The sequence below is a fragment of the Reyranella sp. genome (assembly GCF_044224635.1).
Classification (GTDB): Bacteria; Pseudomonadota; Alphaproteobacteria; order Reyranellales; family Reyranellaceae; genus Reyranella.
Genome location: NZ_JBGAKA010000048.1, coordinates 30,956 through 54,454, shown reverse-complemented (window position 1 = coordinate 54,454; position 23,499 = coordinate 30,956). Strand labels below are relative to the sequence as shown.

The 23,499-nt window shown below is 67.0% G+C and carries 21 protein-coding genes; 12 read left to right on the top strand and 9 right to left on the bottom strand.

Going from position 1 to position 23,499, the window contains the following annotated elements:
* Positions 1-43 precede the first annotated feature (43 nt).
* Positions 44-1,672 (top strand): 3-(methylthio)propionyl-CoA ligase, encoded by a 1,629-nt coding sequence (locus ACILR9_RS30360; RefSeq protein ID WP_395713723.1) that lies wholly within the window; start codon positions 44-46, stop codon positions 1,670-1,672.
* Here ACILR9_RS30360 and ACILR9_RS30355 read toward each other — a convergent pair.
* A complete protein-coding gene (locus ACILR9_RS30355) occupies positions 1,651-2,097 on the bottom strand; it encodes a DUF1772 domain-containing protein (protein ID WP_395713722.1) in 447 nt (148 codons plus the stop codon). The two genes, ACILR9_RS30360 and ACILR9_RS30355, sit on opposite strands and share 22 nt — an antisense overlap.
* A gap of 409 nt (positions 2,098-2,506) precedes the next feature.
* On the opposite strand from ACILR9_RS30355, the gene ACILR9_RS30350 reads away from it, so the two are divergent.
* The 6 genes from ACILR9_RS30350 (at position 2,507) to ACILR9_RS30325 (ending at position 10,035) form a co-directional block, all read left to right on the top strand.
* Positions 2,507-3,496, top strand: coding sequence for an isopenicillin N synthase family dioxygenase (locus ACILR9_RS30350; protein WP_395713721.1), 990 nt, complete (start codon positions 2,507-2,509; stop codon positions 3,494-3,496).
* A 195-nt stretch (positions 3,497-3,691) separates the two neighbouring features.
* Positions 3,692-4,684: an isopenicillin N synthase family dioxygenase gene (locus ACILR9_RS30345; RefSeq protein ID WP_395713720.1), complete on the top strand. Its 993-nt coding sequence runs from the start codon at positions 3,692-3,694 to the stop codon at positions 4,682-4,684.
* Between the two features lie 239 nt (positions 4,685-4,923).
* Positions 4,924-6,072 (top strand): mandelate racemase/muconate lactonizing enzyme family protein, encoded by a 1,149-nt coding sequence (locus ACILR9_RS30340; RefSeq protein ID WP_395713719.1) that lies wholly within the window; start codon positions 4,924-4,926, stop codon positions 6,070-6,072.
* 13 nt (positions 6,073-6,085) lie between these two features.
* Entirely contained in the window at positions 6,086-7,717 is a 1,632-nt protein-coding gene (locus tag ACILR9_RS30335) for a long-chain-fatty-acid--CoA ligase (protein ID WP_395713718.1), read from the top strand.
* 332 nt (positions 7,718-8,049) lie between these two features.
* Entirely contained in the window at positions 8,050-8,940 is an 891-nt protein-coding gene (locus tag ACILR9_RS30330; protein WP_395713717.1) for a TauD/TfdA dioxygenase family protein, read from the top strand.
* Between the two features lie 231 nt (positions 8,941-9,171).
* On the top strand, positions 9,172-10,035 hold the full coding sequence (locus ACILR9_RS30325) for a DUF1932 domain-containing protein (RefSeq protein ID WP_395713716.1): 864 nt from the start codon (positions 9,172-9,174) through the stop codon (positions 10,033-10,035).
* A 353-nt stretch (positions 10,036-10,388) separates the two neighbouring features.
* On the opposite strand, the gene ACILR9_RS30320 is transcribed toward ACILR9_RS30325, so the two are convergent.
* The 5 genes from ACILR9_RS30320 to ACILR9_RS30300 all read right to left on the bottom strand — a co-directional run bounded on the left by ACILR9_RS30320 (position 10,389) and on the right by ACILR9_RS30300 (position 13,621).
* Complete coding sequence (locus ACILR9_RS30320) at positions 10,389-10,949, bottom strand: dihydrofolate reductase family protein (RefSeq protein WP_395713715.1); 561 nt, start codon at positions 10,947-10,949, stop codon at positions 10,389-10,391.
* 80 nt (positions 10,950-11,029) lie between these two features.
* Positions 11,030-11,884: an SDR family NAD(P)-dependent oxidoreductase gene (locus ACILR9_RS30315; RefSeq protein WP_395713714.1), complete on the bottom strand. Its 855-nt coding sequence runs from the start codon at positions 11,882-11,884 to the stop codon at positions 11,030-11,032.
* An 8-nt stretch (positions 11,885-11,892) separates the two neighbouring features.
* Complete coding sequence (locus ACILR9_RS30310) at positions 11,893-12,120, bottom strand: hypothetical protein (RefSeq protein ID WP_395713713.1); 228 nt, start codon at positions 12,118-12,120, stop codon at positions 11,893-11,895.
* Between the two features lie 12 nt (positions 12,121-12,132).
* Positions 12,133-12,576, bottom strand: a complete 444-nt coding sequence (locus ACILR9_RS30305) for a nuclear transport factor 2 family protein (RefSeq protein ID WP_395713712.1) — start codon at positions 12,574-12,576, stop codon at positions 12,133-12,135.
* 64 nt (positions 12,577-12,640) lie between these two features.
* Positions 12,641-13,621 carry a Bug family tripartite tricarboxylate transporter substrate binding protein gene (locus ACILR9_RS30300; protein WP_395713711.1) on the bottom strand — a complete coding sequence of 327 codons (981 nt, stop codon included), beginning with the start codon at positions 13,619-13,621 and terminating at the stop codon, positions 12,641-12,643.
* Between the two features lie 170 nt (positions 13,622-13,791).
* Between ACILR9_RS30300 and ACILR9_RS30295 the strand changes: the two genes are divergently transcribed.
* From ACILR9_RS30295 to ACILR9_RS30285, 3 genes are all read left to right on the top strand, one after another.
* Positions 13,792-15,885 carry a 3-hydroxyacyl-CoA dehydrogenase NAD-binding domain-containing protein gene (locus ACILR9_RS30295; protein ID WP_395713710.1) on the top strand — a complete coding sequence of 698 codons (2,094 nt, stop codon included), beginning with the start codon at positions 13,792-13,794 and terminating at the stop codon, positions 15,883-15,885.
* Between the two features lie 86 nt (positions 15,886-15,971).
* Positions 15,972-17,162, top strand: coding sequence for an acetyl-CoA C-acyltransferase (locus ACILR9_RS30290; RefSeq protein ID WP_395713709.1), 1,191 nt, complete (start codon positions 15,972-15,974; stop codon positions 17,160-17,162).
* Positions 17,111-17,614 carry an IS1096 element passenger TnpR family protein gene (locus ACILR9_RS30285; protein WP_395713708.1) on the top strand — a complete coding sequence of 168 codons (504 nt, stop codon included), beginning with the start codon at positions 17,111-17,113 and terminating at the stop codon, positions 17,612-17,614. The genes ACILR9_RS30290 and ACILR9_RS30285 overlap by 52 nt, the downstream gene beginning before the upstream one ends.
* Here the strand turns inward: ACILR9_RS30285 and ACILR9_RS30280 are convergent.
* Complete coding sequence (locus ACILR9_RS30280; RefSeq protein WP_395713707.1) at positions 17,599-18,981, bottom strand: MATE family efflux transporter; 1,383 nt, start codon at positions 18,979-18,981, stop codon at positions 17,599-17,601. The two genes, ACILR9_RS30285 and ACILR9_RS30280, sit on opposite strands and share 16 nt — an antisense overlap.
* 371 nt (positions 18,982-19,352) lie before the next feature.
* The gene (locus ACILR9_RS30275) at positions 19,353-20,522 is read right to left on the bottom strand and encodes an alpha-hydroxy acid oxidase (RefSeq protein WP_395713706.1); all 1,170 of its coding nucleotides are present in this window, start codon (positions 20,520-20,522) and stop codon (positions 19,353-19,355) included.
* Between the two features lie 117 nt (positions 20,523-20,639).
* On the opposite strand from ACILR9_RS30275, the gene ACILR9_RS30270 reads away from it, so the two are divergent.
* Together ACILR9_RS30270 and ACILR9_RS30265 are read left to right on the top strand one after the other, a co-directional pair.
* On the top strand, positions 20,640-21,437 hold the full coding sequence (locus tag ACILR9_RS30270) for a phytanoyl-CoA dioxygenase family protein (protein WP_395713705.1): 798 nt from the start codon (positions 20,640-20,642) through the stop codon (positions 21,435-21,437).
* A gap of 18 nt (positions 21,438-21,455) precedes the next feature.
* On the top strand, positions 21,456-22,373 hold the full coding sequence (locus ACILR9_RS30265; protein ID WP_395713704.1) for a glutathione S-transferase family protein: 918 nt from the start codon (positions 21,456-21,458) through the stop codon (positions 22,371-22,373).
* Here the strand turns inward: ACILR9_RS30265 and ACILR9_RS30260 are convergent.
* Positions 22,352-23,497 (bottom strand): NAD(P)/FAD-dependent oxidoreductase, encoded by a 1,146-nt coding sequence (locus tag ACILR9_RS30260; protein ID WP_395713703.1) that lies wholly within the window; start codon positions 23,495-23,497, stop codon positions 22,352-22,354. The two genes, ACILR9_RS30265 and ACILR9_RS30260, sit on opposite strands and share 22 nt — an antisense overlap.
* Positions 23,498-23,499 lie beyond the last annotated feature (2 nt).

Here is a 23,499-nt window from a genome sequence, read left to right as displayed (position 1 = left end):
CCCGCCAGAACAGGCCCCAACACACGACCAGAGAGACGTCCCGATGCTCGGCCTCATGCAGGATCGGCCCCTGCTCATCCAACAGCTGATCGACCACGCCGCCCTCAACCACGGTGACACGGAAATCGTGTCGCGGCGGGTCGAAGGCGACATCCACCGCTACACCTACCGGGACGCCCGCATGCGCGCCAAGCAGGTTGCCGAGGCCCTGATCGCCCTCGGCATCCAGCCGGGCGACCGCATCGGCACCCTGGCCTGGAACGGCTACCGCCATTTCGAGCTCTACTTCGGCATCTCCGGCATGGGCGCGGTCTGCCACACCATCAATCCACGGCTGTTCCCCGAGCAGATCGTCTACATCGTCAACCACGCCGAAGATCGCCTGCTGTTCGTCGACCTGAACCTTCTGCCCGCGGTCGAGAAGCTCCTGCCGCAGTTCAAGTCGGTGCGTCACGTCGTGGCCATGACCGATCGCGCCCATCTGCCGGCCGGTCTCAACGTTCCCAACCTGCTGGTCTACGAGGAGCTGCTGCAGGACAAGCCGGGCGCCTACGAGTGGCCGGAATTCGACGAGCGGACCGCTTCCTCGCTCTGCTACACGTCGGGCACGACCGGCAACCCCAAGGGCGTGCTCTACCATCATCGCTCGACCGTGTTGCACGCCTATGGCAGCGCCCTGCCCGATACGCTCGGCCTGTCGGCCCGGTCGGTGGTGCTTCCGGTGGTGCCGATGTTCCACGTCAACGCCTGGGGGCTGCCCTATAGCGGCCCGCTGGTCGGCGCCAAGCTGGTGTTCCCGGGCCCGGCGCTCGACGGCGCCAGCCTCTACGAGCTGTTCGAGAAGGAAGGCGTGGTCTTCACTGCCGGCGTGCCGACCGTGTGGCTCGCGCTGCTCAACCACATGCGCGCCAACAATCTCAAGCTCTCGACCCTGAAATACGCGGTGATCGGCGGCTCGGCCGCGCCGCCGGCCATGATCGAGGCGTTCGACAAGGAGTTCGGCGTCGAGGTCCTGCATGCCTGGGGCATGAGCGAGATGAGCCCGCTCGGCTCGGTCAATCATCCCAAGGCCAAGCACGCCCGTCTCCCCGCCAAGGAGCTCCTCGAGGTGCGACTGAAGCAGGGCCGCCCGCCGTTCGGCGTCGACATGAAGATCGTCGACGATTCCGGCAAGGAACTGCCGCGCGACGGCAAGGCGTTCGGCGACCTGCTGGTGCGCGGACCGTGGATCACCTCGGGCTACTTCAAGGGCGAGGGTGGCGAGGTGCTGAAAGACGGCTGGTTCCCGACCGGCGATGTCGCCACGCTCGATCCCGACGGCTACATGCAGATCACCGATCGCTCCAAGGATGTCATCAAGTCGGGCGGCGAATGGATCAGCTCGATCGACCTCGAGAACGCCGCCATGGCCCATCCGGCCGTGGCCGAGGCGGCGGTGATCGGCGTCGCTCATCCCAAATGGGACGAGCGTCCGCTCCTGATCGTGCATCGCGAGGCCGGCGCCACGGTCGACAAGTCGGAGCTGCTGGAATTCCTCGCCGGCAAGGTCGCCAAATGGTGGCTGCCCGACGACGTACAGTTCGTGGATGCCATTCCGCACACCGCGACCGGCAAGATCCTGAAAACCAAGCTGCGCGAGGATTTCAAGGACTACAAGCTGCCGACCGGCTGACAGGCGGCCCAGAGGAACAGGACACTGGCCGCCGCGCCGAGCATCGTCCGCCGGGCGTGAAATCGGCCCCACCGCTCGATCAGGGCACGGCTTTCCGGGCCAGCCCGATCGGGCTCGACGGCATTGAGCCGATTGTTGACCGGCAGGATGATCAACATCGTGTAGGGCCAATTGGCGACCAGCGCGATGGCGCCGGCAAGCCACATCAGGTCGTCCGTCGTCCACCAGGCGGCGGCGCCGAGCAGGAAGCCCAGCATCGCCAGGCTCGCCTGCATGACGTAGCCGCGGGCGTAGGCCGGCTTCCACTGCACCAGCATCGCCCGGTCGTCGAGCATGAGCCGCGCCGGCTGCTCGGCGAAGGTGATGTAGAAGGCCGCCCCCGTGAAGGCTGCCGCCACGCCGAACGCCAGTATCCCGAAGAACACGCCAAACCTCCCTCACTGATCCTCCTCCCCAGCTTCGCCGGGGAGGTGTCGCCGTCATACGGCGACGGAGGGGTCATGGGCCGGGAGCGCGCCACTCCGTGGCGCTCATCTCATTCTCCCTCCTCCCCAGCTTTGCTGCGGAAGGGTCATGAGCAACCCCTCCTGTGCCATTGACCCCTCCGTCGGCGAAGACGCCGACACCTCCCCAGCAAAGCTGGGGAGGAAAATGACATCAGCGCCACGGAGTGGCGCGCTCCCGGCCCATGACTCCCCTATGAACGGCCCGCCGAACCGCGCCATGGCATGCAAGATGCAATGACCAGTCATCGCGTCCGGTATCGGCACGTGGCTGGACCCTTGCCGGCGCTCGGCAGTATCGTCATGTTCCGTAACAAATTCGAGAGGCGCCATGGCCACCGAGACTATCCCCGTCATCGACCTCGGCCCGTACCTCGCCGGCGAGGCGGGCGCGCTGGATCGGACGGCCAAGGAACTCCGGTTCGCCCTGACCGAGATCGGCTTCTATTTCATCGTTAACCACGGGGTGCCGCACGAGCAAATCCGCGGCGTGTTCGATCAGGTGAAGCGCGTGCATGACCTGCCGGTGGAACGCAAGCTCGCCTACAAGATCAACCCGCACGGCACCGGCTACCTGCCAATGCGCGGCAACACGTTGCGCACCTCGACCGTGCAGAGCGGCACCAAGCCCAACCTGAACGAGGCGTTCTTCGTCAAGCGCGAGATGCCGGCCGATCATCCCGACGTGCTGGCCGACCGGCGCTATCGCGGCGCCAACCGCTGGCCGAGCGAGCTGCCGGGCTTCCGCGAGATCGTCGTCGGCTACTGCGACACCATGGAAGCGCTGGTGAAAAAGCTGGTGCGAATCTACGCGCGCGCGCTCGACCTGCCCGCGAACTATTTCGATGCCCCGTTCGAGGACTGCCAGTTCTCGTTGCGCATGACCCACTATCCCCACCAGGATGGCCCCGTCGAGGACGAGTTCGGCCTGGCACCGCACACCGACACGAGCTTCCTCACCCTGCTGGCGCCCAACGACGTGCCAGGCCTGTCGATCCGCACGCAGGCCGGCACCTGGATCGATGCTCCGGCGATCCCCGATGCCTATGTCGTCAACGGCGGGCAGTTCCTGCAGCGCTGGACCAACGACTTCTTCCTGGCGACACCCCATCGCGCCATCAACCGCAGCGGCGGCGAGCGCTACGCCATCCCGTTCTTCTGCGACAGCAACATCGACTGGCCGGTCGCCGCCGTGCCCACCACAGTGGGCCCGGACAAGCCGCCCAAGTACCCGACCACCTACTACACCGATTACATGGCCTGGTATCAAAAGCGGAACTACGACGTGCTGAACGCGCCCGACCTGCAAGCCGCTGAATGAGGCCAGTCGAGTGCGAAGCAAGCATCCTGATCCTCCCCAGCTACGCTGGGGAGGTGTCCGCGTAATCGCGGACGGAGGGGTCAAGGGCCACAGTCGCGATGCTCATGACCCTTCCGTCGCGTATGACGCAACACCTCCCCAGCGTAGGTGGGGAGGATTGATTACTTCGCCACGGACCCTGCCGGAGGCCTTCACGTGAGCACGACCGAGACCATCCCCGTCATCGACCTCGGGCCGTATCTGGCGGGGCAACCGGGAGCGATGGAGGCCGCCGCCGCCGAGTTGCGCTTCGCGCTGACCGAAATCGGCTTCTACTTCATCGTCAATCACGGCGTGCCGCCGGAGCAGATCCGCGACGCGTTCCACCAGGCCGCGCGTTTCCATTCCCAGCCGATCGAGCGGAAAATGGAGATCCGCATCGACCGGCACAATGTCGGCTATCTGCCGATGCGCGGCGACACGCTGCGCACCTCGACGGTGCAGAAGGTGACGCGGGCGAACTTCAACGAGGCGCTGTTCATCGCCCGCGACCTGCCGCCCGATCATCCCGAAGCCCGGGTCGACCGGCGCTTCCGCGGCGTCAATCAATGGCCGGCCAACCTGCCGGGCTTCCGCGAGAGCGTCGCCGGCTATTGCGACACCATGGAGCGGCTCGTGCTGAAGCTGGTGCCACTCTACGCCCGTGCCCTCGGCCTGCCGGCAACCTGGTTCGACGGGCCGTTCCGCGACTGCCAGTACAAGCTCAGGATGACCCACTATCCGCACCAGGATGCAGCGGTCGACGACGAGTTCGGCATCGCCCCGCACACCGACACGAGCTTTCTTACCTTGCTGGCGCCCAACGAGGTGCCCGGCCTCTCCATCCGCACCCAAAGCGGCCAGTGGATCGATGCCCCGGCCCTGCCCAACGCCTACGTCGTCAACGGCGGCCAGTTCCTGCAGCGCTGGACCAACGACGCCTTCCTGGCGACGCCGCATCGCGCCATCAACCGCAGCGGCGGCGAACGCTATGCGCTGGCTTTTTTCTGCGACAGCAACATCGACTGGCCGGTGGCCGCCGTGCCGACCACCGTCGGCCCCGACAAGCCGCCCAGATATCCCACGACGTCGTACACCGACTACATGGTCCAGTATCAGAAGCGGACCTACGACCTGCTGGCCGACGCCAACCGCGACGCCGCCGAGTGAGCGACGAAGCTTCTCATCCCCCTCCCCAGCTTCGCTGGGGAGGTGTCCGCGTAATCGCGGACGGAGGGGTCATAGGCCGGGAGCGCGCCACTCTGTGGCGCTCATGCGGTGTACGATCACCAAGAGAAGAGCGCCACGGAGTGGCGCGCTCCCGGCGAAGACTCATGACCCCTCCGTCGCCGTATGACGGCGACACCTCCCCAGCTTCGCTGGGGAGGAGCATGATCATCGCGGTCTAGATGACCTCCCCCGTCCTCGCCCGGGTCGAGGCGTATGTCTTTCGCGCGCCCATCGCGGAGCCGGTGCGCACCTCTTTCGGCACCATGACCGAGCGGGCTGCGGTGTTCGTGCGCGCTGAGGACAGCGACGGCGCGCGCGGCTGGGGCGAGGTGTGGTGCAATTTCCCCAATGCGGGCGCCGAATACCGCGCACGCCTGCTCGCCGATATCGTGGCGCCGCGGGCGCTGGGGAGATCGCTCGACGATCCGGTGGCGTTGTGGGCGGAGATCGACCGCGCCCTGCACGTCCTGCGCATCCAGAGTGGCGATGCAGGCGGCTTCTCGGCCGCAGCCGCCGGTCTCGATCTCGCGATCCACGACCTGCGGGCGCGCAAGCGCGGCCTGCCCTTGTGGCGCGCCCTGGGCGGCCGCGACGACGGTCCGGTGCCGGTCTACGCGTCAGGCATCAATCCCGGGCAGGCTGCTTCCGACACCGTCGAGCGCAGTCGCGCTGCCGGCTACCGCGCCTTCAAGCTCAAGATCGGCTTCGGCGAGGAGACCGACCTCGCTTCCCTGCGGCCGGTCGCTGCCCGCCTGCGCGAAGGCGAGCGGCTGATGGTCGATGCCAACCAAGCCTGGAACCTCGCCACCGCGTGTCGACTGGCACCCAGGCTCGCGGCGTTCAATCTGGGCTGGATCGAGGAACCCCTGATGGCCGATCGGCCACCGGCCGAATGGACCCAGGTCGCCGCCGTCGCGCCCGCTCCGCTGGCCGTCGGCGAGAACCTGCGCGGCGCCGGTCAATTCCAGACGACAGTCGACTCGGGTGTGTTCGGCATCCTCCAACCCGACGTCGCCAAATGGGGCGGTCATTCCGGCTGCCTGCCGGTGGCGCGGGCCGCCTTGGCAGCCGGCCGCACCTATTGCCCGCACTATCTCGGCGGGGCGATTGGATTGTTGCATTCCCTGCACCTGCTGGCGGCGGTTCGCGGGCCGGGGATGCTCGAGGTCGACGCCAACGCCAATCCGCTGCGCGAGGGGCTGCTGGGCGACCTTTTGACCGTTCACAACGGCTGCGTATCGCTTCCCGGCGGCCAAGGACTCGGTCTAGAACCTGACTTGAAACCGCTCGCCAGCCTCCGAAGCCTGCATATCGAGCGGCACGCCTAACAAGGGAAACGCCATGCTCGGCCTGATGCAAGACCGTCCGCTACTGATCTCGCAGATCATCGACTTCGCCGCCGCCTACTACCCCGAGGTCGAGATCGTCTCGCGCACGGTCGAGGGGCCGGTCCATCGCTACGGTTACCGCGACGCGGCCAAGCGCGCCAAGCAGATCGCCGAGGTGCTGGAGGGTCTGGGCATCAAGCTCGGCGATCGGGTCGGTACCATCGCCTGGAACGGCTATCGCCACTTCGAGCTCTATTTCGGCATCTCCGGTATCGGCGCCGTGCTGCACACGCTCAACCCGCGCCTGGCGCCCGAGCACGTGGCTTACATCGCCAATCACGCCGAGGATCAGGTCCTCTTCGTCGACCTGAACCTGCTGCCGGTCGTCGAGAGTGTGTGGGACAAGCTCCAGACGGTGAAGCACGTCGTGGTCATGACCGACCGCGCGCACATGCCCGCGTCGTCCAAGGTTCCCAACCTGCTGTGCTACGAGGAGCTGATCGCGGACAAGCCGGGGACCCTGAAATGGCCTGTCTTCGACGAGCGCACGGCGTCGTCGCTCTGCTACACGTCGGGAACGACCGGTAACCCCAAGGGTGTGCTCTATTCGCACCGCTCGACCGTCATCCACTCCATGATGATGTGCTCGGGGCCGGTTTTGGCGATGACGCCGGACACCACCATCCTGCCGGTGGTGCCGATGTTCCATGCCAATGCCTGGGGGCTGGTCTATGCCGGCCCGATGTGCGGCACCAAGCTGGTGTTCCCCGGCTTCAAGCTCGACGGCGCGAGCATCTACGAGCTGCTCGACAAGGAGCAGGTCAATCTCAGCGCCGGCGTGCCCACCGTGTGGCTCGCCCTGCTCGACTACTGCGCCCAGAAAAAGCTCAAGATGTCGTCGGTCAAGCGCACCCTGATCGGCGGCTCCGCCGTGCCGCTCGCCATGATCGAGCGCTTCTGGAAGGAGCACGGCGTCGAGGTGGCGCAGGGCTGGGGCATGACCGAGATGAGCCCGCTCGGCACCCTCACCCGGTTCAACAGGGGCGAGCGCGACCTGCCCGATGCGGAGCGTTTCGCCATCACCGCCAAGCAGGGCCGCCCAGTGTTCGGCTGCGAGATGAAGATCGTCGACGATGCCGGCAAGGACCTGCCGAGCGACGGCTCGGTGTCGGGCAACATGGTGGTGCGCGGCCCGTGGATCGTGAAGGGCTACATGAAGGGCGACGGCAAGAGCCAGTTCGGCACCGACGACTGGTTCCAGACCGGCGACGTCTGCAGGATCGAGTCGGACGGCTCGGTCGTCATCACCGACCGTTCCAAGGACGTCATCAAGTCGGGCGGCGAATGGATCAGCTCGATCGACCTCGAGAATGCGGCGATGGGCTGCCCCGGCGTCGCCGAGGCGGCGGTGATCGGCGTGCATCATCCCAAGTGGGACGAGCGGCCGCTGCTGATCGTGGTCCGCCGGCCCGACGCCGACGTCACCAAGGCTGACCTGCTGAAATTCCTCGAGGGCAAGATCGCCAAATGGTGGATGCCCGACGACGTGCAGTTCATTGACGCCATCCCGCACGGCGCCACCGGCAAGATCCTCAAGACCGCGCTGCGCAAGCACTTCGGGGACTACAAGCTGCCGACGGCTTAGGCCGGTCTCCGCCTCCCCAGCTTCGCTGGGGAGACCCCCAGCACGCCGGCGCGCACCACGATGCTGAGAAAATCGGGGCGGTGCCCGCCCCGATTTTCATAGGAGGTGTCGCGTCATACGCGACGGAGGGGTCATGAGTCATGGGAGAGGGTCGAGCCTGGGGCTCATGACCCCTCCGCCGCCGAAGACGGCGGCACTCCCCAACAGAGTTGGGGAGGAAAAGTGAAAGAGCGCCACGGAAGTGGCGCGCCCCTTCGCCTACCGCAGCGCGGTATGGTGAACCGCCAGCCGTGCTCTCGCCGCCCGTCCAGGTTCGCAGTAGACTTCGGCCCATGACGATCGACATTCAACCCATCGACCCCGTGAACCGCGCCTTCTTTGCGGGCGTGGTCTCCGGTCTCGACCTCTCGCGTCCGCTGTCGCCGCAGGAGGTCGCCACGGTCCATGCCGGCATGGACGAATTCGGCGTGCTGGTATTCCACGACCAGAAGATCAACGACGACCAGCAGCTGGTCTTCAGCCGCAGCCTCGGCCCGCTCGAACTGGCCACCGGTGATATCGCCGCACCGGAGGACCGCCGGGTCAGCATGGACCTGAACGACATCTCCAACCTCGACAAGAACAACAAGATCCTGGCGCGCGACGATCGCCGCCGCCTGTTCGGCCTCGGCAACCAGCTGTGGCACTCCGACAGCTCGTTCAAGGAGATCCCCGCCAAGTACTCCCTGCTGTCGGCGCGCCACATCCCACCGACCGGCGGCAACACCGAGTTCGCCGACATGCGCGCCGCCTACGACACGCTCGACGAGGCGACGAAGCACGAGGTCCACGACCTGATCTGCCTGCACAGCCAGATTTTTTCGCGCGGCATTCTCGGCTTCACGGACTTCACCGACGCCGAGCGCGAGAAATGGGCGCCGGTGCGCCAGCGCCTGGTGCGCAAGCATCCGACGACCGGCCGCCTGTCGCTCTATCTCGCGAGCCATGCCGGCGGCATCGAAGGATGGCCGGTGCCGGAAGCCCGCGCCTTCCTGCGCGACCTCACGGAGCACGCCACGCAGCGCCAGCTCGTCTACGCCCATGTCTGGAAGCCGCACGACCTGGTGATGTGGGACAATCGCGTCACCATGCATCGCGCCCGTCGCTACGATTACGCCGAGGTGCGCGATATGCGGCGCACCACCCTCACCAACGAAGTTTCCAGCCTGGAGCAGGCACCTTAGCTGGGGTGAAGTCTCGCTTGAGTCCGAGATCGCATGAGACTTCTGCCGTCCTGAGTAAGGCACTTGCGAAGCAAGTGCCGTAAGCGAAGGACCTCATCGCCGCTCGCCACAAGAGTATGGTGAAGCTTCTGGCGATGGGATCCTTCGCAGCGCTCAGGATGACAGAATTCATGCTCAGGATTCCGTGTTCATCCGCAACCAATGCTTTCGAAGCTTTGCCAGGAGAGCCCCATGGTCGATAGCGTAGGTGTCGTCGCCGTTCTCGGCCTGGGCGCGATGGGAAGCGCCGTCGCCGGCCGCATGGTCGAGTCCGGCATCGACGTCGTATCGGTGCTCGAAGGACGGAGCGCGTCGAGCCGCAAGCGCGCAGAGGCTGCGGGCGTGCGCGCCGGCACCTGGTCCGATCTGGAGAATGCCGACCTCGTCCTGTCGATCGTCCCGCCATCGGAAGCGCCCGCGATCGCCGCGACGGTAGCCGATATCGCGGCGAGCAGGCCCGGGCGGCTCTACGCCGATTGCAATGCCATCAGCCCGCAGACCATGCAGGACGTCGCGCGGCGGTTCACCGGAACCCGCGATCGCGTCGTCGACGCCGGGATCATCGGCGGCCCGCCGAAAGCCGGCGCACGCACCGTCATCTACGCCTCCGGCCCCGACGCCGAGGCGCTGACGGTGCTGGGCAAGCACGGCCTCGATGTGCGGGTGGTCGACGGACCGATCGGCGCAGCATCGGCGCTGAAGATGTCCTATGCCGGCATCACCAAGGGCCTGACGGCGCTCGGCGCCACCATGATGCTGGCCGCCACCCGTGCCGGCGCCGCGGCCGACCTGGCGGCCGAGCTGCGCACCAGCCAGCCGCAGCTGCTCGCCTGGCTGACGCGCTCGGTGCCGAGCATGCTGCCCAAGGCCTACCGATTCGATGGCGAGATGTCGGAGATCGCCGAATTCATCGGCGAACCCGCGATCGGCGGCGACATCTACGATGGCATGGCGCGACTTTACCGGACGATCGCGACCGACGGCGTGAGCTCGCAGAACCTGACGGCGTTCGTCGAGGCCGCCGAGCGTTTGCTGGTGAGCGAAGCCGGTCGTTAGGCAGCACAGTCGGTCATGGCTGGGAGCGCGCCACTCCTGTGGCGCTCTTCTCGTCGATCACAGCTCCCATGAGCGCCACGGGAGTGGCGGTCATAGGCGCTAGCCTTGGTCGAAGGCTCAACAAATCCTCATCCTGAGGAGGCCGCGTAGCGGCCGTCTCGAAGGATGGGCCCCAACGAAATCGTTGGAAAACTGGTGTCGCCACACCCGCTCTGTTGCCGACCCTTCGAGACGCGGCTTACAGCCGCCCTCAGGGTGAGGTCGCTTTGTGGCTAAAGCGTCTATGAGTGGCGCGCCCCCAGCGCATGTTCATGGAAGGAATGGCCGCGGGGCTTGACTGAACTCACGCCGTCTCAGGCCTTAGGCCCCCATTCCTGCACAGGGGTCAGCGGGTCGAGAAGCCGCGTGTTGCGCAGCACCATGCCGTATCGGCCAAACACCTCCTCAGGCGTGACACCATTGCCGACGCCGGGAAAGACGGGGCGGCCATGTGGCACGCTCGCCGCCGCACGTGTGAGGAAGAAGGCGTCGTAGCCCAAGGTCAGGAACAGGGCGAACACATCGGTGCCTCCGACCACCGCCAGCGTGCCGTCGTCTACGCCCAGTCGCTGCCACGCCTCGTCGAACGACGCCGTTGCCGGATTCCACAACACGACGTTGGGATTGTCGGCATCGACGACGACTCGCTGGACACGACGCGTCAGCAGTATGCGCTTGCGATCCTTCTGCCCCGGACCACCCTCGGCGGAATGCCGACCGTTGGCGATCGCCGACGCTCGCGCGAGCGACTGGCGATAGAACGCCTGATCGGCCGGGATCTCGAGCTGCTTGGGGAAGGAGCCGTCGGACAGGGCGATCATGCCTTCGTGCGAGACGATGGCGTAACCTTCGATACGCGGGCGCCTGTTCGTCATCAGACACCCTTGGCGCCGATGAGGATGCCCTGAAAGTTCATGCCGGCGAATGCCATTGATCTCCCCTTGCTGCTCCGAGACTAGCCTGCCTTAGCAGCGCCGTCGCGCCCGGCCACGCGACGCCACAGCTCGGCAAACCCTTCGGGTGGCACAGGCGCCGGTCCGAGGTCGACCGCCTCACCGTGCTGCCAGAAGCCGGCTGCAAACCGGCCGCCTGCGGCATCGATCACCACGCCCGATCTGTCGCAGGCCGGCGATGCCAGGAACGCCACCGCCGGCGCCACCAGCTCGGGCAACAGTTCAGGCGCATGCCGGCGCAGCACGCGCGTCGCCGCCACCGGCGAGATGGCATTGACCTCAATGCCGCTGCCCTGCAGCTCCGCCGCCAGCCCGACCATGAGACCGACCTGGGCCATCTTCGCCGTCGAATAGGCGATCAGCCCAGGCACGCAATCCTCGATCCGCATCGCCCGCCCCGACGTGGTGAGGACGATGCGCCCATAACCCTGCCGCCGCATGTGCAGCACGGCCGCGCGGGCAAGATGAAAGGGCGCGTCGACGCCTATCGCGAGCATGCGCCGCCACAGCACCGGATCGCTCTGCTCGAGGTTGGCAAAGACGACGAGCCCGGCATTGTGGATCAGCGCGTCCAGTCGCCCGAAGCGGGCGACTGCAAACTCGACGATCCCGGCGCCGGCGGCCTGCTCCTCGAGATTGTCGTAGCAAGCCGCGGCCTGGCCACCCGCCGCCGTGATCTCCGCAACCACGGCATCGGCGATCGACGGGTCGAACCCGCTGCCATCGCCCGCTACGCCCGCGTCATGGACGACGACGGATCCTCCTCGCGCTGCAATCAGCCGGGCGTAGGCTGCACCGAGCCCTCGCCCAGCTCCCGTAATGACGACAACCTGGCCGTCGAAGCGAATTTTAGACATGCGACAGTCTAGTCCGGATCGCGTCCTTCGCTCAGGTGTCGTCTCAGGAACGCGATCTGATCGGAGACGATCCGTTCGACGAAGGGCGGGTACTGATCGAGCATCATGGCGTGGGTGGCGCCGCCGCCATGGATCAACAGGACAACGGAGAACGGACCTTGCCCTTCAGAGGCGGTGATGGCGCAGGTCGCCCGGCCGAGGGCGCGCAGCGACTGGCAGAGCGACGTGCGCGCCATCGTCGAGGACGCTCAGGTCCGGAAGGCCTGCCGCGCCAGCAGCTTCCAGTTTGCGCCGTCCTTTACCCAGACCTGAAGCACGCCGACCTTGGCCGAGCTGGGCTTGCCGTCGGTCTCAGTCTCGACGGCCATCGTATGCCGCGCAATCGCGTTGTTGCCGGCGACGGCGACCGTAGGCTCGGTGAGCGTGATCGACTTGTAGATCGTCCTCTTGCCGGCGACGACATCCATGAAGATGGCCTTGGTCTCGAGGCGGCCGGCCGAATGACCATAGCTCAGCTGATCGGACAGCAGGGCGTCGAGCTTGGCCTTGTCGGCGGCGATCATCGCCTTGCCGAGATCGTCGACAGCCTTCTTGACCGCGGCTTCGTCGGCCGACTCCGCACGAGCCGGCAAAGCAGCAGCGGCGAGCGCCAGCACGCCGGCGGCCGCGACGTGACGTCGAGTGATACTCATCCTGGTTCACTCCCATATCGATTGTTGTTGTCACGACCGGGAGTCGTGCCCGGTCGCCCCGAGCCTACTCCGGCGTGATGCCGAGCGCCACGATCTGCGGGATAACCGTGGCCTTCAGCCGCTCGAAGTCGGCCGTGACCTCCTGGTGGTTGAGCGGCTTCTCGGTGAGACCGAAGCTCTCCATCATCTTGCGGCCCGGCTCCGACTCGGCGGCGCCAACCCAGAGATCGGACATCTTCTGCACGATCGGCTTGGGCGTCGCCGCCGGCGCGGACAACGCCAGCCAGCCGCGCGGCAGGAACGCCTCATCGGTGAAGCCCTGCTCGGCGGCGGTGGTCAGATCGGGAAGGCGCGCGTAGCGCACGCGGCCCGGCGCCACGATGGGCCTGACGTCGCCCTTGACCAGCAACGCGTTCATCGCCTGCGGGCTGCCCATCGCCGCCTGCAGGGAGCCGGCGCCCATGTCCTGCCACATCGGCGCTTCGCCCTTGTAATTCACGACCTCGATCTTGAGGCCAAACTTCTCGTTCAGCGCCTGGGCGAAGATGTGGGCCGCCGATCCGATCGCCCACGACCCGAAATTCACCTTGTTGGTGCGAGCGTACTCGACGAACTCCTTGAGATTGGTCGCCGGCACGGATTTGAGCACCACGATCGGCAGCACGCCCGACGGTGTGCCCGACACGATGGTGAAGTCCTTGTCCGGATCGAAGCCCATCGACTTGAACATCACCCGGTTCACCACCAGCGTGCCCGAGACCGAATGCAGGAAGGTGTAGCCGTCGGCCGGGGCGCGGGCGACGAGTGCCGCGCCGATGTTGCCGCTGGCTCCCGGCTTGTTGTCGATGATCACCTGCTGGCCGGTGGCCTGCTGGACATGCTGGGCAAAGGCCCGGGCGATGCCATCGGTCAGGCCGCCCGGCGGGAAGTTGACCACGATGGTGATCGGCTTGGTCGGCCACATTGTCGTCTGTGCCCGAACGATCGCCGGCGCAGCCAGAACGAGGCCGCCGGCGGCGCGCAACAGGGTCCGTCTCGTCGTCATTTCCCGCATGCCCCCATGAGCTTTTCTTCTGCGGGGATGCATAGCGACTGCTAGCGGAGAACGCCAGCGTGCGATCATCGCATCGCGGAACCCAAGGCCGCTGGGCGGCGCGCTCCGGGATTGCTAAAGACAGCCGTCGCCAACCGGCAGAAATCAGGGGAAGAACGTCCATGTCCGACGCAGTGCTACGCTCCACGCAGGGGCGCATCGGCATTCTCACCGTCAACAATCCGCCGGTGAACGCGCTGGCTGCGGCCGTGCGTGACGGCATCAAGGAGGGCGTCGACGCCTTTGCCGCCGACCCCGGCATCGATGCCATCGTGCTGATCGGCGGCGGCCGCACCTTCATCGCCGGCGCCGACATCCGTGAGTTCGGCAAGCCGCCCGCAGGCGCTAACCTGAACGACGTCATCGCCACCATGGAGAACTGCCCGAAGATCATCGTGGCGGCCCTGCACGGCACGCCGCTGGGCGGCGGGCTCGAGACCGCGCTGGGCGCGCATTACCGGGTGTCGCTGCCGTCGACCCGGGTCGGCCTGCCCGAGGTCCATCTCGGCCTGCTGCCCGGTGCCGGCGGCACGCAGCGCCTGCCCCGGCTGGCCGGCGCCAAGTACGCGCTCGACGCCATCATCTCGGGCCGCCACATCCCCGCCCCCGAAGCCAAGAGCAAGGGCATCATCGATGCGATCGTCGAGGACGACCTGCTGGCCGGCGCGGTGGCGCATGCCCAGATGCTGGTCGCCCAGAACGCGCCACGCCGGCGCGTGCGCGACCTCTCGGTGACCCTGGAATCGCCCGACCTGTTCGCCGAGACCGAGAAGGCGATCGCCCGCCGCGCCCGCGGCTTCAAGGCGCCGTGGAACATCATCAAGTGCGTGCAGGCCGCGGTCGAGCTGCCGTTCGACGAGGGCATGAAGCGCGAGCGCGAGCTGTTCGTCGAGCTGCTCACCTCGTCGGAATCGGCGGCGCAGCGCTACTACTTCTTCGCCGAGCGCGAGGCGGCCAAGGTGCTCGACGTGCCGGCCGACACGCCGCAGCGCGAGATCAGGAGCGGTGGCATCGTCGGCGCCGGCACGATGGGCGGCGGCATCGCCATGAACTTCGCCAATGCCGGCATCCCGGTGACCCTTCTCGAGGTCAAGCAGGAAGCCCTGGATCGCGGGCTGAAGACCATCCGCACCAACTACGAGAACACCGCCAAGCGCGGCGGCATGAAGATGGAGGACGTCGACAAGCGCATGGCGCTGATCACGCCGACGCTGTCCTACGACGACCTCAAGGACGCCGACGTCATCATCGAGGCGGTGTTCGAGACCATGGAAGTGAAGGAGCGCGTCTTCAAGAAGCTCGACGAGGTCGCCAAGCCCGGTGCCGTGCTGGCGACCAACACCTCGGGCCTCGACGTCAACCAGATCGCCGGCTACACGCAGCGGCCGGGCGACGTGATCGGCATGCATTTCTTCTCGCCGGCCAACGTCATGAAGCTGCTGGAGAACGTGCGCGGCAAGGCGACCTCCAAGGACGTCATCGCCACCGTGATGTCGCTCAGCAAGAAGATCGGCAAGATCCCGGTGCTGGTCGGCGTCTGCGAAGGCTTCGTCGGCAACCGCATGCTGCGCCAGCGCGGCGTGCAGTCGGCCTACATGCTGGAGGAAGGCGCCCTGCCCCATCAGGTCGACAAGGTGATCTACGATTTCGGCTTCCCGATGGGCCCGTTCGCCATGAGCGACCTCGCCGGCAACGACGTCGGCTGGCGCATCCGCCAGGGCAAGAACGAGAAGGAGAAGCGCAACGTGCGCTACACCGGCTACGTCGCCGACGCGATCTGCGAGCTCGGCCGCTTCGGCCAGAAGACCGGCGCCGGCTACTACAAGTACAACCTGCCCGACCGCACGCCGATCCCCGACCCTGAGGTCGAGAAGATCATCGAGGAGAATTCCCGCAAGCTCGGCATCACGCGGCGCGCCATCTCCGACCAGGAGATCCAGGAACGCTGCCTCTTTCCGATGGTCAACGAGGGCGCCAAGATCCTCGCGGAAGGCATGGCGCAACGCGCCCTCGACATCGACGTGATCTGGGTCAACGGCTATGGCTGGCCGGTCTACCGCGGCGGCCCGATGTGGTGGGCCGACAACGTGGTCGGCCTCAAGACCATCCACGACGCCCTGCTGAAATATCGCGATGCCTCCGGCGACCCGTTCTGGGAGCCGGCGCCGCTGCTCAAGAAGCTGGTGCAGGAAGGCAAGAAGTTCTCTACCGTCTGACGCAGTACCCCCGCTGCGCTCGGGATGACACCCATCGCATTGCAACACCGAGCCACAGGCCGGCACATTCCAGGAGGAACAACATCATGGCCGACGCCGTCATCGTCTCAACCGCCCGCACGCCGATCGGAAAGGCATTCCGCGGCGTCTTCAACGACACGCATGGTGCCGACATGGGCGCCCACGTCATCAAGCACGCCGCCGAGCGCGCCAAGCTCGAGCTGGGCGAGGTCGAGGACGTGATCCTGGGCTGCGCCGCGCCGGAAGGCACGACCGGCTCCAACGTCGCGCGCGTCTCGGCGATCCGCGCCGGTGCGCCGGTCAGTGTCTCGGGAGTCACCGTCAACCGCTTCTGCTCGTCCGGCCTGCAGACCATCTCGATGGCGGCCCAGCGCGTGCTGGTCGACAAGGTGCCGGTGATGATCGCCGGCGGCCTCGAATCGGTGTCGCTGGTCCAGGGCCCGCCAGGCGGCAACAAGAACCGCCTGGTCAATCCGTGGGTGCAGGAGCACGTGCCGGGCATCTACCACGCCATGATCACCACCGCCGACACCGTCGCCGGCCGCTACAAGATCAGCCGCGAGTACCAGGACGAGTATTCGCTGCAGAGCCAGCTGCGCACCGCGGCGGCCCAGCAGGCCGGCAAGTTCGATGACGAGATCGTGCCGATGGAAACCACGATGCTGGTCACCGACAAGAACACCCAGGAGACCTCCAAGAAGACGGTCAAGCTCACCAAGGACGAAGGCAATCGTCCCGACACGACGCTGGAGGGCCTGTCCAAGCTGCAGCCGGTCATGGGTCCCGACAAGTGGATCACCGCCGGCAATGCCAGCCAGCTGTCCGACGGCGCCTCGGCCGCGGTGATCATGAGCGATGCCGAAGCCGCCAAGCGCGGCCTGAAGCCGCTCGGCATCTACAAGGGGCTGGTCGTCGCCGGCTGCGAGCCCGACGAGATGGGCATCGGCCCGGTCTACGCCATTCCCAAGCTGCTGAAGCGCTTCGGGCTCAAGATGGACGACATCGACCTGTGGGAGCTGAACGAGGCCTTCGCCGTGCAGGTGCTGTACTGCCGAGACAAGCTCGGCATTCCCAACGAGAAGCTGAACGTCAACGGCGGCTCGATCTCGATCGGCCATCCGTTCGGCATGACCGGCGCGCGCTGCACCGGCCACGCCCTGATCGAGGGCCGTCGCCGCAAGGCCAAGAACGTCGTGGTCACGATGTGCATCGGCGGCGGCATGGGCGCGGCCGGCCTGTTCGAGGTCGTGCACTGAAACCGCGGGCAGCCGCGGCGGCGCCAACGACGCACGTACTGCGTGCGTCGTTCAAGGCCAGGGTCTATCGCGAGATCGAGATCGAAGGCAGCAGGTCGCTCTCTGCGCTGGCGGAGGCGATTGTCATGGCCTTCGATTTCGAGTTCGACCACGCCTTCGGCTACTACAGCAACGTGAAGGACCCGCACCGCGGCAGCAGCGAACGATATGAGCTGTTCGCCGATATGGAAGACGGGGACAGCGACGCCGGCAGCGTCGAGCAAACGACGGTGGCCCAGGTTTTCGACGTGCCCGGGAAGAAGATGCTGTTCGTGTTCGACTACGGCGATGACTGGCGCTTCCTGATCGAGGCAAAGGCCAAAGGTGAGATCGCTCCCAGGACGCGTTATCCGCGTCTCGTGGCATCGGTCGGCAAGGCACCCGAGCAATATCCCGACTATGACGGGGATTGAGGTGCGTTCGAATCTCGGAAACGGACTGCGTCGCCGCTCCACGGCATTGTGAACAGCAGTCCCGCCATCAGGCCGCCGTAGACTGCTATGCCGACGGCGATCGCCGCGAACACCCCCGCCAATCCAAGCTCGAACGCCTCGACGGCGAGCCAGCCGGCGAGGATCGTTGCCACCATGCGCACGATTCCGGCCACCACAGGCACCGTCATGCGACCCGCGCCCTGGCTCGCGAAATAGAGCGTGAGCGCCAGCCCGAACAGGCAGTAGAACGGCGCCACGCGCGTGATGTAGACGACGCTGGCGGCAACCACCGCGTCGTCCGAGGTGAACAGGCGTGCCCAGGTCTCGGGCATGAGCGCGACGGTCCAGCCGATCAGTCCGATCGAGGCGAACGAGGCGAGGCCGCCGATCCATGCCGCCCTGACGGCGCGCGTCCATGCCCCGGCGCCGGCGGCGACGCCGACCAGCGTCGTGAGTCCGGTGCCGATGCCGAAGGCGATGGGCGCCACCATGAACTCCAGACGCACCCCGATGCCATAGCCCGCCAGCGCCGCGACACCGAACTGGCCGACCAGGCCCGCCATCACCATGGCTGTCGCATTGGCGGTCACGGTCGTCAGCGAGCCGAGGAGACCGACGCGCAGGATCTCCGCGAACAGCCGCCTCTGCAAGCTGATGCCGCCAAGGGCAGGCACGAAGCCAAGCCGGCCACGCCATAGCACGCGAGCGAGCAGCAGCACGTTCGCCGTCGTGGTGAGCATGGCGGCAAGGGCTAGCCCGATGAGGCCGAGCCCGGGCCACGAGCCCACGCCGAGCGCCAGGATTGCCGCCATCGGCACGTAGACGATCGAGGCAACGAGGCCGTAGAGGCCCGGCGTCACGGCATCGCCGCCGCCGCGCAGCAGCGAGGCGAGAAAGGCGAACAGCCACAACAGGACGGCGCCGGCGAACCAGACATGGCTGTAGGCGACAGCTTCGTGCAGCGCGTCACCGTCGCCTCCCATCAGGCGGTAGAGTGCAGGTGCGAGCGTCCAGGCAAGGGTCGTGAAGGCAACGCCGAGCACCGCGGCCAGGGCCAGCGCATGCACCACGAGAGCGCGCGCATCGTCGAGCCGGCCGGCTGCTCCCAGGGCGCGCGCCATCGACGACGCAACGCTGCCGCCCATGCCGCCCATGGCGATATTCATCATCAGCATCTGGAACGGAAAGACCAGGGCCACGGCGGCGAGCGCATCGGTGCCCAGACTGCCGATGAGCCAGACATCGATCGCCGCGACGAGGATCTGCACCACCATGAGTCCGGTGGTGGGCCCCGCCAGCCGAAGCAGACTCCGCCCGATCGGCGCGGTCAGAAGAGGATGGGACAAGGGAGACTCCGGAGAACAGCCGCTGCACGGCATCGCCGCGCGTGGTCCCGTCAGGCGACGGGAAATCGAAAGCCGGTCATCACTGCCGATCGAAATCGGCTCGGGACCGTGCGATTAGCGCTGACTCACGTAGAGGAACCCTTCCTTGCCGCCGGCAGTGTGGCGCACGGAAGGACGCGCGGCAATGAAATTGCGCGGCACCAGTTCGCGCGTATGCGCCGGCTAAGGCCTGTTGCGGCACCCCTGACAAGGGCGGCTGTGGCGAGCGTCCAACTTCTCCGCGGCTGGCCAGCATCGCTCAGGCCGACGTCGGAACTTCTGTCGTCCCGAGTGAGCGAGCGAGAGGCTCGCAACCCGGAAGACCGGGACGATCAGCGCCGGTTGCGGCGCAGGTCCTCCTCGTCCTCCCACATCAGGAACTGCGGGCCGAGGTCGGCGATCTTGGTGGCGCCGATCTGTGCCATGCTGATGTCGATCTCGCGACGGAAGATGCCGAGCGCCTTGGCGGCACCCGGAGTGCCGCCTGCGGCCACGCCGTAGAGCGTCGGCCGGCCGCAGAAGACGAACTTGGCGCCATTGCAGAGCGCGATGATCGCGTCGAGGCCGCGGCGCACGCCGCCATCGAGCATCAGGGTCATCTTGTCGCCGACGGCGTCGCGGATCGAGGGCAGCACCTCGAGCGGCGACGGCGCATTATCGAGCTGCCGGGCACCGTGATTCGACACCATCAGGCCGTCGACGCCGAGGGAATGGGCACGGATGGCATCGTCGGGATGCATGATGCCCTTCAGCACGAAGTTGCCCTTCCAGAGCTCGCGATAGCGCTCGACGTGCTTCCAGGTCATCGGCGCGCGGTTCTGCTGGGCGACCAGGTCGGCGATCTGCTCGGCAGTGGCGTTGGGGCCGGCGTACTTCGCCCAGTTATCGAAGTACGGCGTGCCGTGCTTCATCCATTCCATCATCCAGGCCGGATGCGTCAGCGCCTCGAACTTGGTCTTCCAGGTGAGCTTGAGCGGCCGGCCCCAGCCGTTGCGCGTGTTGCGTTCGCGGTTGGAGCCTTCCGGCACGTCGACGGTGAAGACGAGCGTGCGCAGGCCGGCCTCGCCGGCGCGCTTGATCATGTCCTCCGAGATCGACTGGTCCTTGGCGGAATAGAGCTGGTACCAGCCATGGTCGGGCGCAAGCTTGCCAAGAGCCTCGATCGAGCCGGTGCTGGAGCCCGACATGATGAAGGGCACGTTGGCGTCGCGCGCCGCCTCGGCCAGCATCAGGTCGGCGCCGCGCCGGAACAGGCCGGCGATGCCGGTCGGCGCGATTCCGATCGGGCTCGAGTAGGTGCGGCCGAACAGGGTCGTCGACTGGTCGCGCGTGGTCACGTCGACGAGATAGCGCGGCACGATGCGGGCCTTGCGGAAGGCCTGCTCGTTGGTGACCAGCCCAACCTCGTCGTCGGTGCCGCCTTCGATGAAATCATAGGCGATCTTGGGCAACCGCTTCTTCGCGAGCTTGCGCAGATCATCGATATTGACCACGCCATCCATCGCTTCGCTCCCCTTCCGACCCCGCAGGGTCAGTCACCTGGATTTTGACCATCTTTGCCGTCACGAGCCAGCAATGATAGCGTCACGACCACCTGCATAGCCTAGGAAATTCACCAGATGGAGCTAACGCCTCAGCAGCTCGAGCAGTTCGACCGAGACGGATTCCTGATCTTTCCCGACCTGTTTTCGCGGACCGAAGTCGCCGTTTTGCGGCGCGAGGTGGCGCGGCTCAGCCAGGTCGACGGCGAGGAGGTGGTCCGCGAGCACACCGGCGCCGTCCGCACCATCTTCCGCTGCCACGAGCCCGACGGCGCCACCCGCTCGGCGCCGTTCCGCGCCCTCGTCCACACGCCGCGCCTGCTGCGGCCGGTCCAGCAGGCCCTGAAGGACAACGCCGTCTACGTCTATCACACCAAGATCAACACCAAGCCGGCCATCGAAGGCACGGTCTGGCAGTGGCACCAGGATTACGGCTCGTGGAAGCGCGACGGCTGCGCGCGGCCCGACATGGTGACCTTCAACCTGATGATGACCGACACGACCGAGATGGGCGGCGCGCTCTACATCATCCCGGGCAGCCACAGGCTCGGCCGCATCGAGCCGGTCTACGACGAGCAGACCTCCTACAAGTTCTGGGCGATGCCCAAGCAGCGCATGATCGAGATCCTGAAGAGCTCGCCCGAGCCCGTCGCGGTCACCGGGCGGGCCGGCACCTGCGTGCTGTTCCATTGCAACACGCTGCACGCCTCGGGGCACAACCTGTCGGCCGACGATCGCTGGCACATCTACGTCTCCTGCAACACGGTGGCGAACAAGCCCAACCTCGGCCCGAGCCCGCGTCCCGACTGGGTCGTCTCGCGCAACTGGAAGCCGCTGCAGATCGAGGATGACCAGGGTGTGCTGAAGGCGGCGTAACGCGCGAGCCGGCCGGGCATGAGCCTGATCCTGCATCACTACGACTTCTCGAACTTCGCCGAGAAGGCACGCCTGATGCTGGGCTTCAAGGGCCTCGCCTGGCAGGGCGTCGAGATCCCGCCGATCCTGCCCAAGCCCAAGCTCGTGCCACTGACCAGCGGCTACCGCCGCACGCCGGTGCTGCAGGACGGCGCCGACGTCTGGTGCGACACCAACCTGATCGCACGCGAGCTCGAGCGCCGCGTGCCCGAGCCGACGCTGTACCCGGCGGCGACCGCCGGCAGCGCCAACGCCATCGCCTGGTGGGCCGAGCAGCAATTCATGCGGCCAGTGGCGCTGTTCGTGTCGGGCATCAACGCCGATCACATGCCGGCCGGCCTGCACGCCGATCGTGCCCGCCTGCACGGCTTGCCCGAGCCCTCGATCGAGGCGGTGCGCAAGGCGGCGATCCGCAACCGCAACCTGGTGCGCCCGCAGATCAGGTGGCTCGCCGACATGCTGCAGGACGGGCGGCCCTACCTGTTGGGCGACGCCCCCTGCATCGCCGACTTCGCCGCCTACCACGTGGTGTGGTTCTTCCGCGGCCGCCGCATCGATTGCCGCGGCGAGCTCGACCCGTACCCCCGACTGCTGGCGTGGCGCGACCGCATGGCCGCGATCGGCCACGGCACGCGCACCGACATCGATGCCGATCAGGCGCTCGCCATCGCCCGCGCCGCCACGCCGGCGCCGCCGCGCCCGTCCGAGCCGCAGGACGGCGACCCGCGCCCCGGCGAGCGCGCCCGCGTGCGGCCCGCCGACAACGCCAGGGACTGGATCGAGGGCGAGGTGCGGTTCATCGATGCTCACGAGATCGCCCTCGCGCACCACGACCCGCTGGTCGGCGAGGTCGTCGTGCATTTCCCGCGGCTCGGCTACGACTGGCGCCGCGCCTGATCCTGGAAGCGCGCGATACCGAGGCCGTCGATCGGCACGTTGGTGCGCCCGGTGGCGACCAGCTCGGCCATCATCGCGCCGGTGCCCGGCCCGAGCTGGAAGCCGTGCGCCGAGAAGCCGAACTGGTGATAGACGCCTTCGCTGGTCGAGCTCGGCCCGACCACGGGGATGTCGTCGGGCATGCGCGCCTCGATGCCGGCCCAGGCGCGCACGATGGTCGCCGCGCGCATCACCGGGAACAGCTCCCATACCGTGCGCGCGCTGATCGCGAGCTTCGACCAGTCGAGCACGCTGCGATTCTCGTCGCGATAGGGCTCGGCGAGATGGCCGCCGCCGATCACGACGGTGCCGTTCTCGAGCTGCTTGAAGGAGAGCTTGCGGCCACGCAGGATCACCACCGGCTGGATGAAGACGGGCAGCCGGCTGGTCACCATCAGCATGGGTGCGATGACCTCGAGCGGCACCGGCTCGCCGAGCCGAGCGGCGATGCGGTCGGCCCACGCGCCGGCGGCATTCACCACCTTGGGCGCCTCGAGCGGGCCGTCGCTGGTCTCGACCCGCCACACCGAGCCGGCGCGCGCCAGGCCGGTCACCGTGACGCCTTCCATCACCTCGACGCCGCATTCGACGGCGCGGCGACGGAACGCCTGCGTGGTGCGGAACGGATCGGCGGCGCCGTCACGCCGTGACACCACTCCGCCCGGGCAATGCTCGGACACCGCCGGCACCAGCCGCTTCAGCTCGTCGCGACCGATCAGCTCTTCGTGGGCAAAACCCCTGAGACGCAGTTCGTCGACGCGGGCGCGGAAGCCCGCGAGCTCCTCCTCGCTCTCCGCCACCAGCACCGTGCCATGGCTCGAGAAACCACAATCGTCGCCGACCAGATCCTCGATGCGCTCCCACAATTCCATCGACGAGATCGACAGCGGAATCTCAGCAAGGTGACGGGCAAGCTGGCGAACGCCACCGGCATTGACCCCCGAGGCGTGACGGCCGGCATAGTCCTTCTCGACCAGGATCGGCTTCAGGCCACGCAACGCCAGATGCAGCGCCGTCGAGCAGCCATGGATGCCGCCACCGATCACCACGACGTCTGCCGTCTTGGTGGCCTGGGAGCGGGCCATCT

Excerpts from the sequence above, each read along its gene's own strand:
- ACILR9_RS30350 (WP_395713721.1), top strand. The coding sequence starts at position 2,507 with ATGGCCACCGAGACTATCCCCGTCATCGACCTCGGCCCGTACCTCGCC.
- ACILR9_RS30275 (WP_395713706.1), bottom strand. The coding sequence starts at position 20,522 with ATGGATGGCGTGGTCAATATCGATGATCTGCGCAAGCTCGCGAAGAAG.
- ACILR9_RS30335 (WP_395713718.1), top strand. The coding sequence starts at position 6,086 with ATGCTCGGCCTGATGCAAGACCGTCCGCTACTGATCTCGCAGATCATC.
- ACILR9_RS30295 (WP_395713710.1), top strand. The coding sequence starts at position 13,792 with ATGTCCGACGCAGTGCTACGCTCCACGCAGGGGCGCATCGGCATTCTC.
- ACILR9_RS30320 (WP_395713715.1), bottom strand. The coding sequence starts at position 10,949 with ATGACGAACAGGCGCCCGCGTATCGAAGGTTACGCCATCGTCTCGCAC.
- ACILR9_RS30305 (WP_395713712.1), bottom strand. The coding sequence starts at position 12,576 with ATGAGTATCACTCGACGTCACGTCGCGGCCGCCGGCGTGCTGGCGCTC.
- ACILR9_RS30260 (WP_395713703.1), bottom strand. The coding sequence starts at position 23,497 with ATGGCCCGCTCCCAGGCCACCAAGACGGCAGACGTCGTGGTGATCGGT.
- ACILR9_RS30265 (WP_395713704.1), top strand. The coding sequence starts at position 21,456 with ATGAGCCTGATCCTGCATCACTACGACTTCTCGAACTTCGCCGAGAAG.
- ACILR9_RS30360 (WP_395713723.1), top strand. The coding sequence starts at position 44 with ATGCTCGGCCTCATGCAGGATCGGCCCCTGCTCATCCAACAGCTGATC.
- ACILR9_RS30270 (WP_395713705.1), top strand. The coding sequence starts at position 20,640 with ATGGAGCTAACGCCTCAGCAGCTCGAGCAGTTCGACCGAGACGGATTC.
- ACILR9_RS30310 (WP_395713713.1), bottom strand. The coding sequence starts at position 12,120 with ATGGCGCGCACGTCGCTCTGCCAGTCGCTGCGCGCCCTCGGCCGGGCG.
- ACILR9_RS30300 (WP_395713711.1), bottom strand. The coding sequence starts at position 13,621 with ATGACGACGAGACGGACCCTGTTGCGCGCCGCCGGCGGCCTCGTTCTG.
- ACILR9_RS30315 (WP_395713714.1), bottom strand. The coding sequence starts at position 11,884 with ATGTCTAAAATTCGCTTCGACGGCCAGGTTGTCGTCATTACGGGAGCT.
- ACILR9_RS30290 (WP_395713709.1), top strand. The coding sequence starts at position 15,972 with ATGGCCGACGCCGTCATCGTCTCAACCGCCCGCACGCCGATCGGAAAG.
- ACILR9_RS30340 (WP_395713719.1), top strand. The coding sequence starts at position 4,924 with ATGACCTCCCCCGTCCTCGCCCGGGTCGAGGCGTATGTCTTTCGCGCG.
- ACILR9_RS30325 (WP_395713716.1), top strand. The coding sequence starts at position 9,172 with ATGGTCGATAGCGTAGGTGTCGTCGCCGTTCTCGGCCTGGGCGCGATG.
- ACILR9_RS30330 (WP_395713717.1), top strand. The coding sequence starts at position 8,050 with ATGACGATCGACATTCAACCCATCGACCCCGTGAACCGCGCCTTCTTT.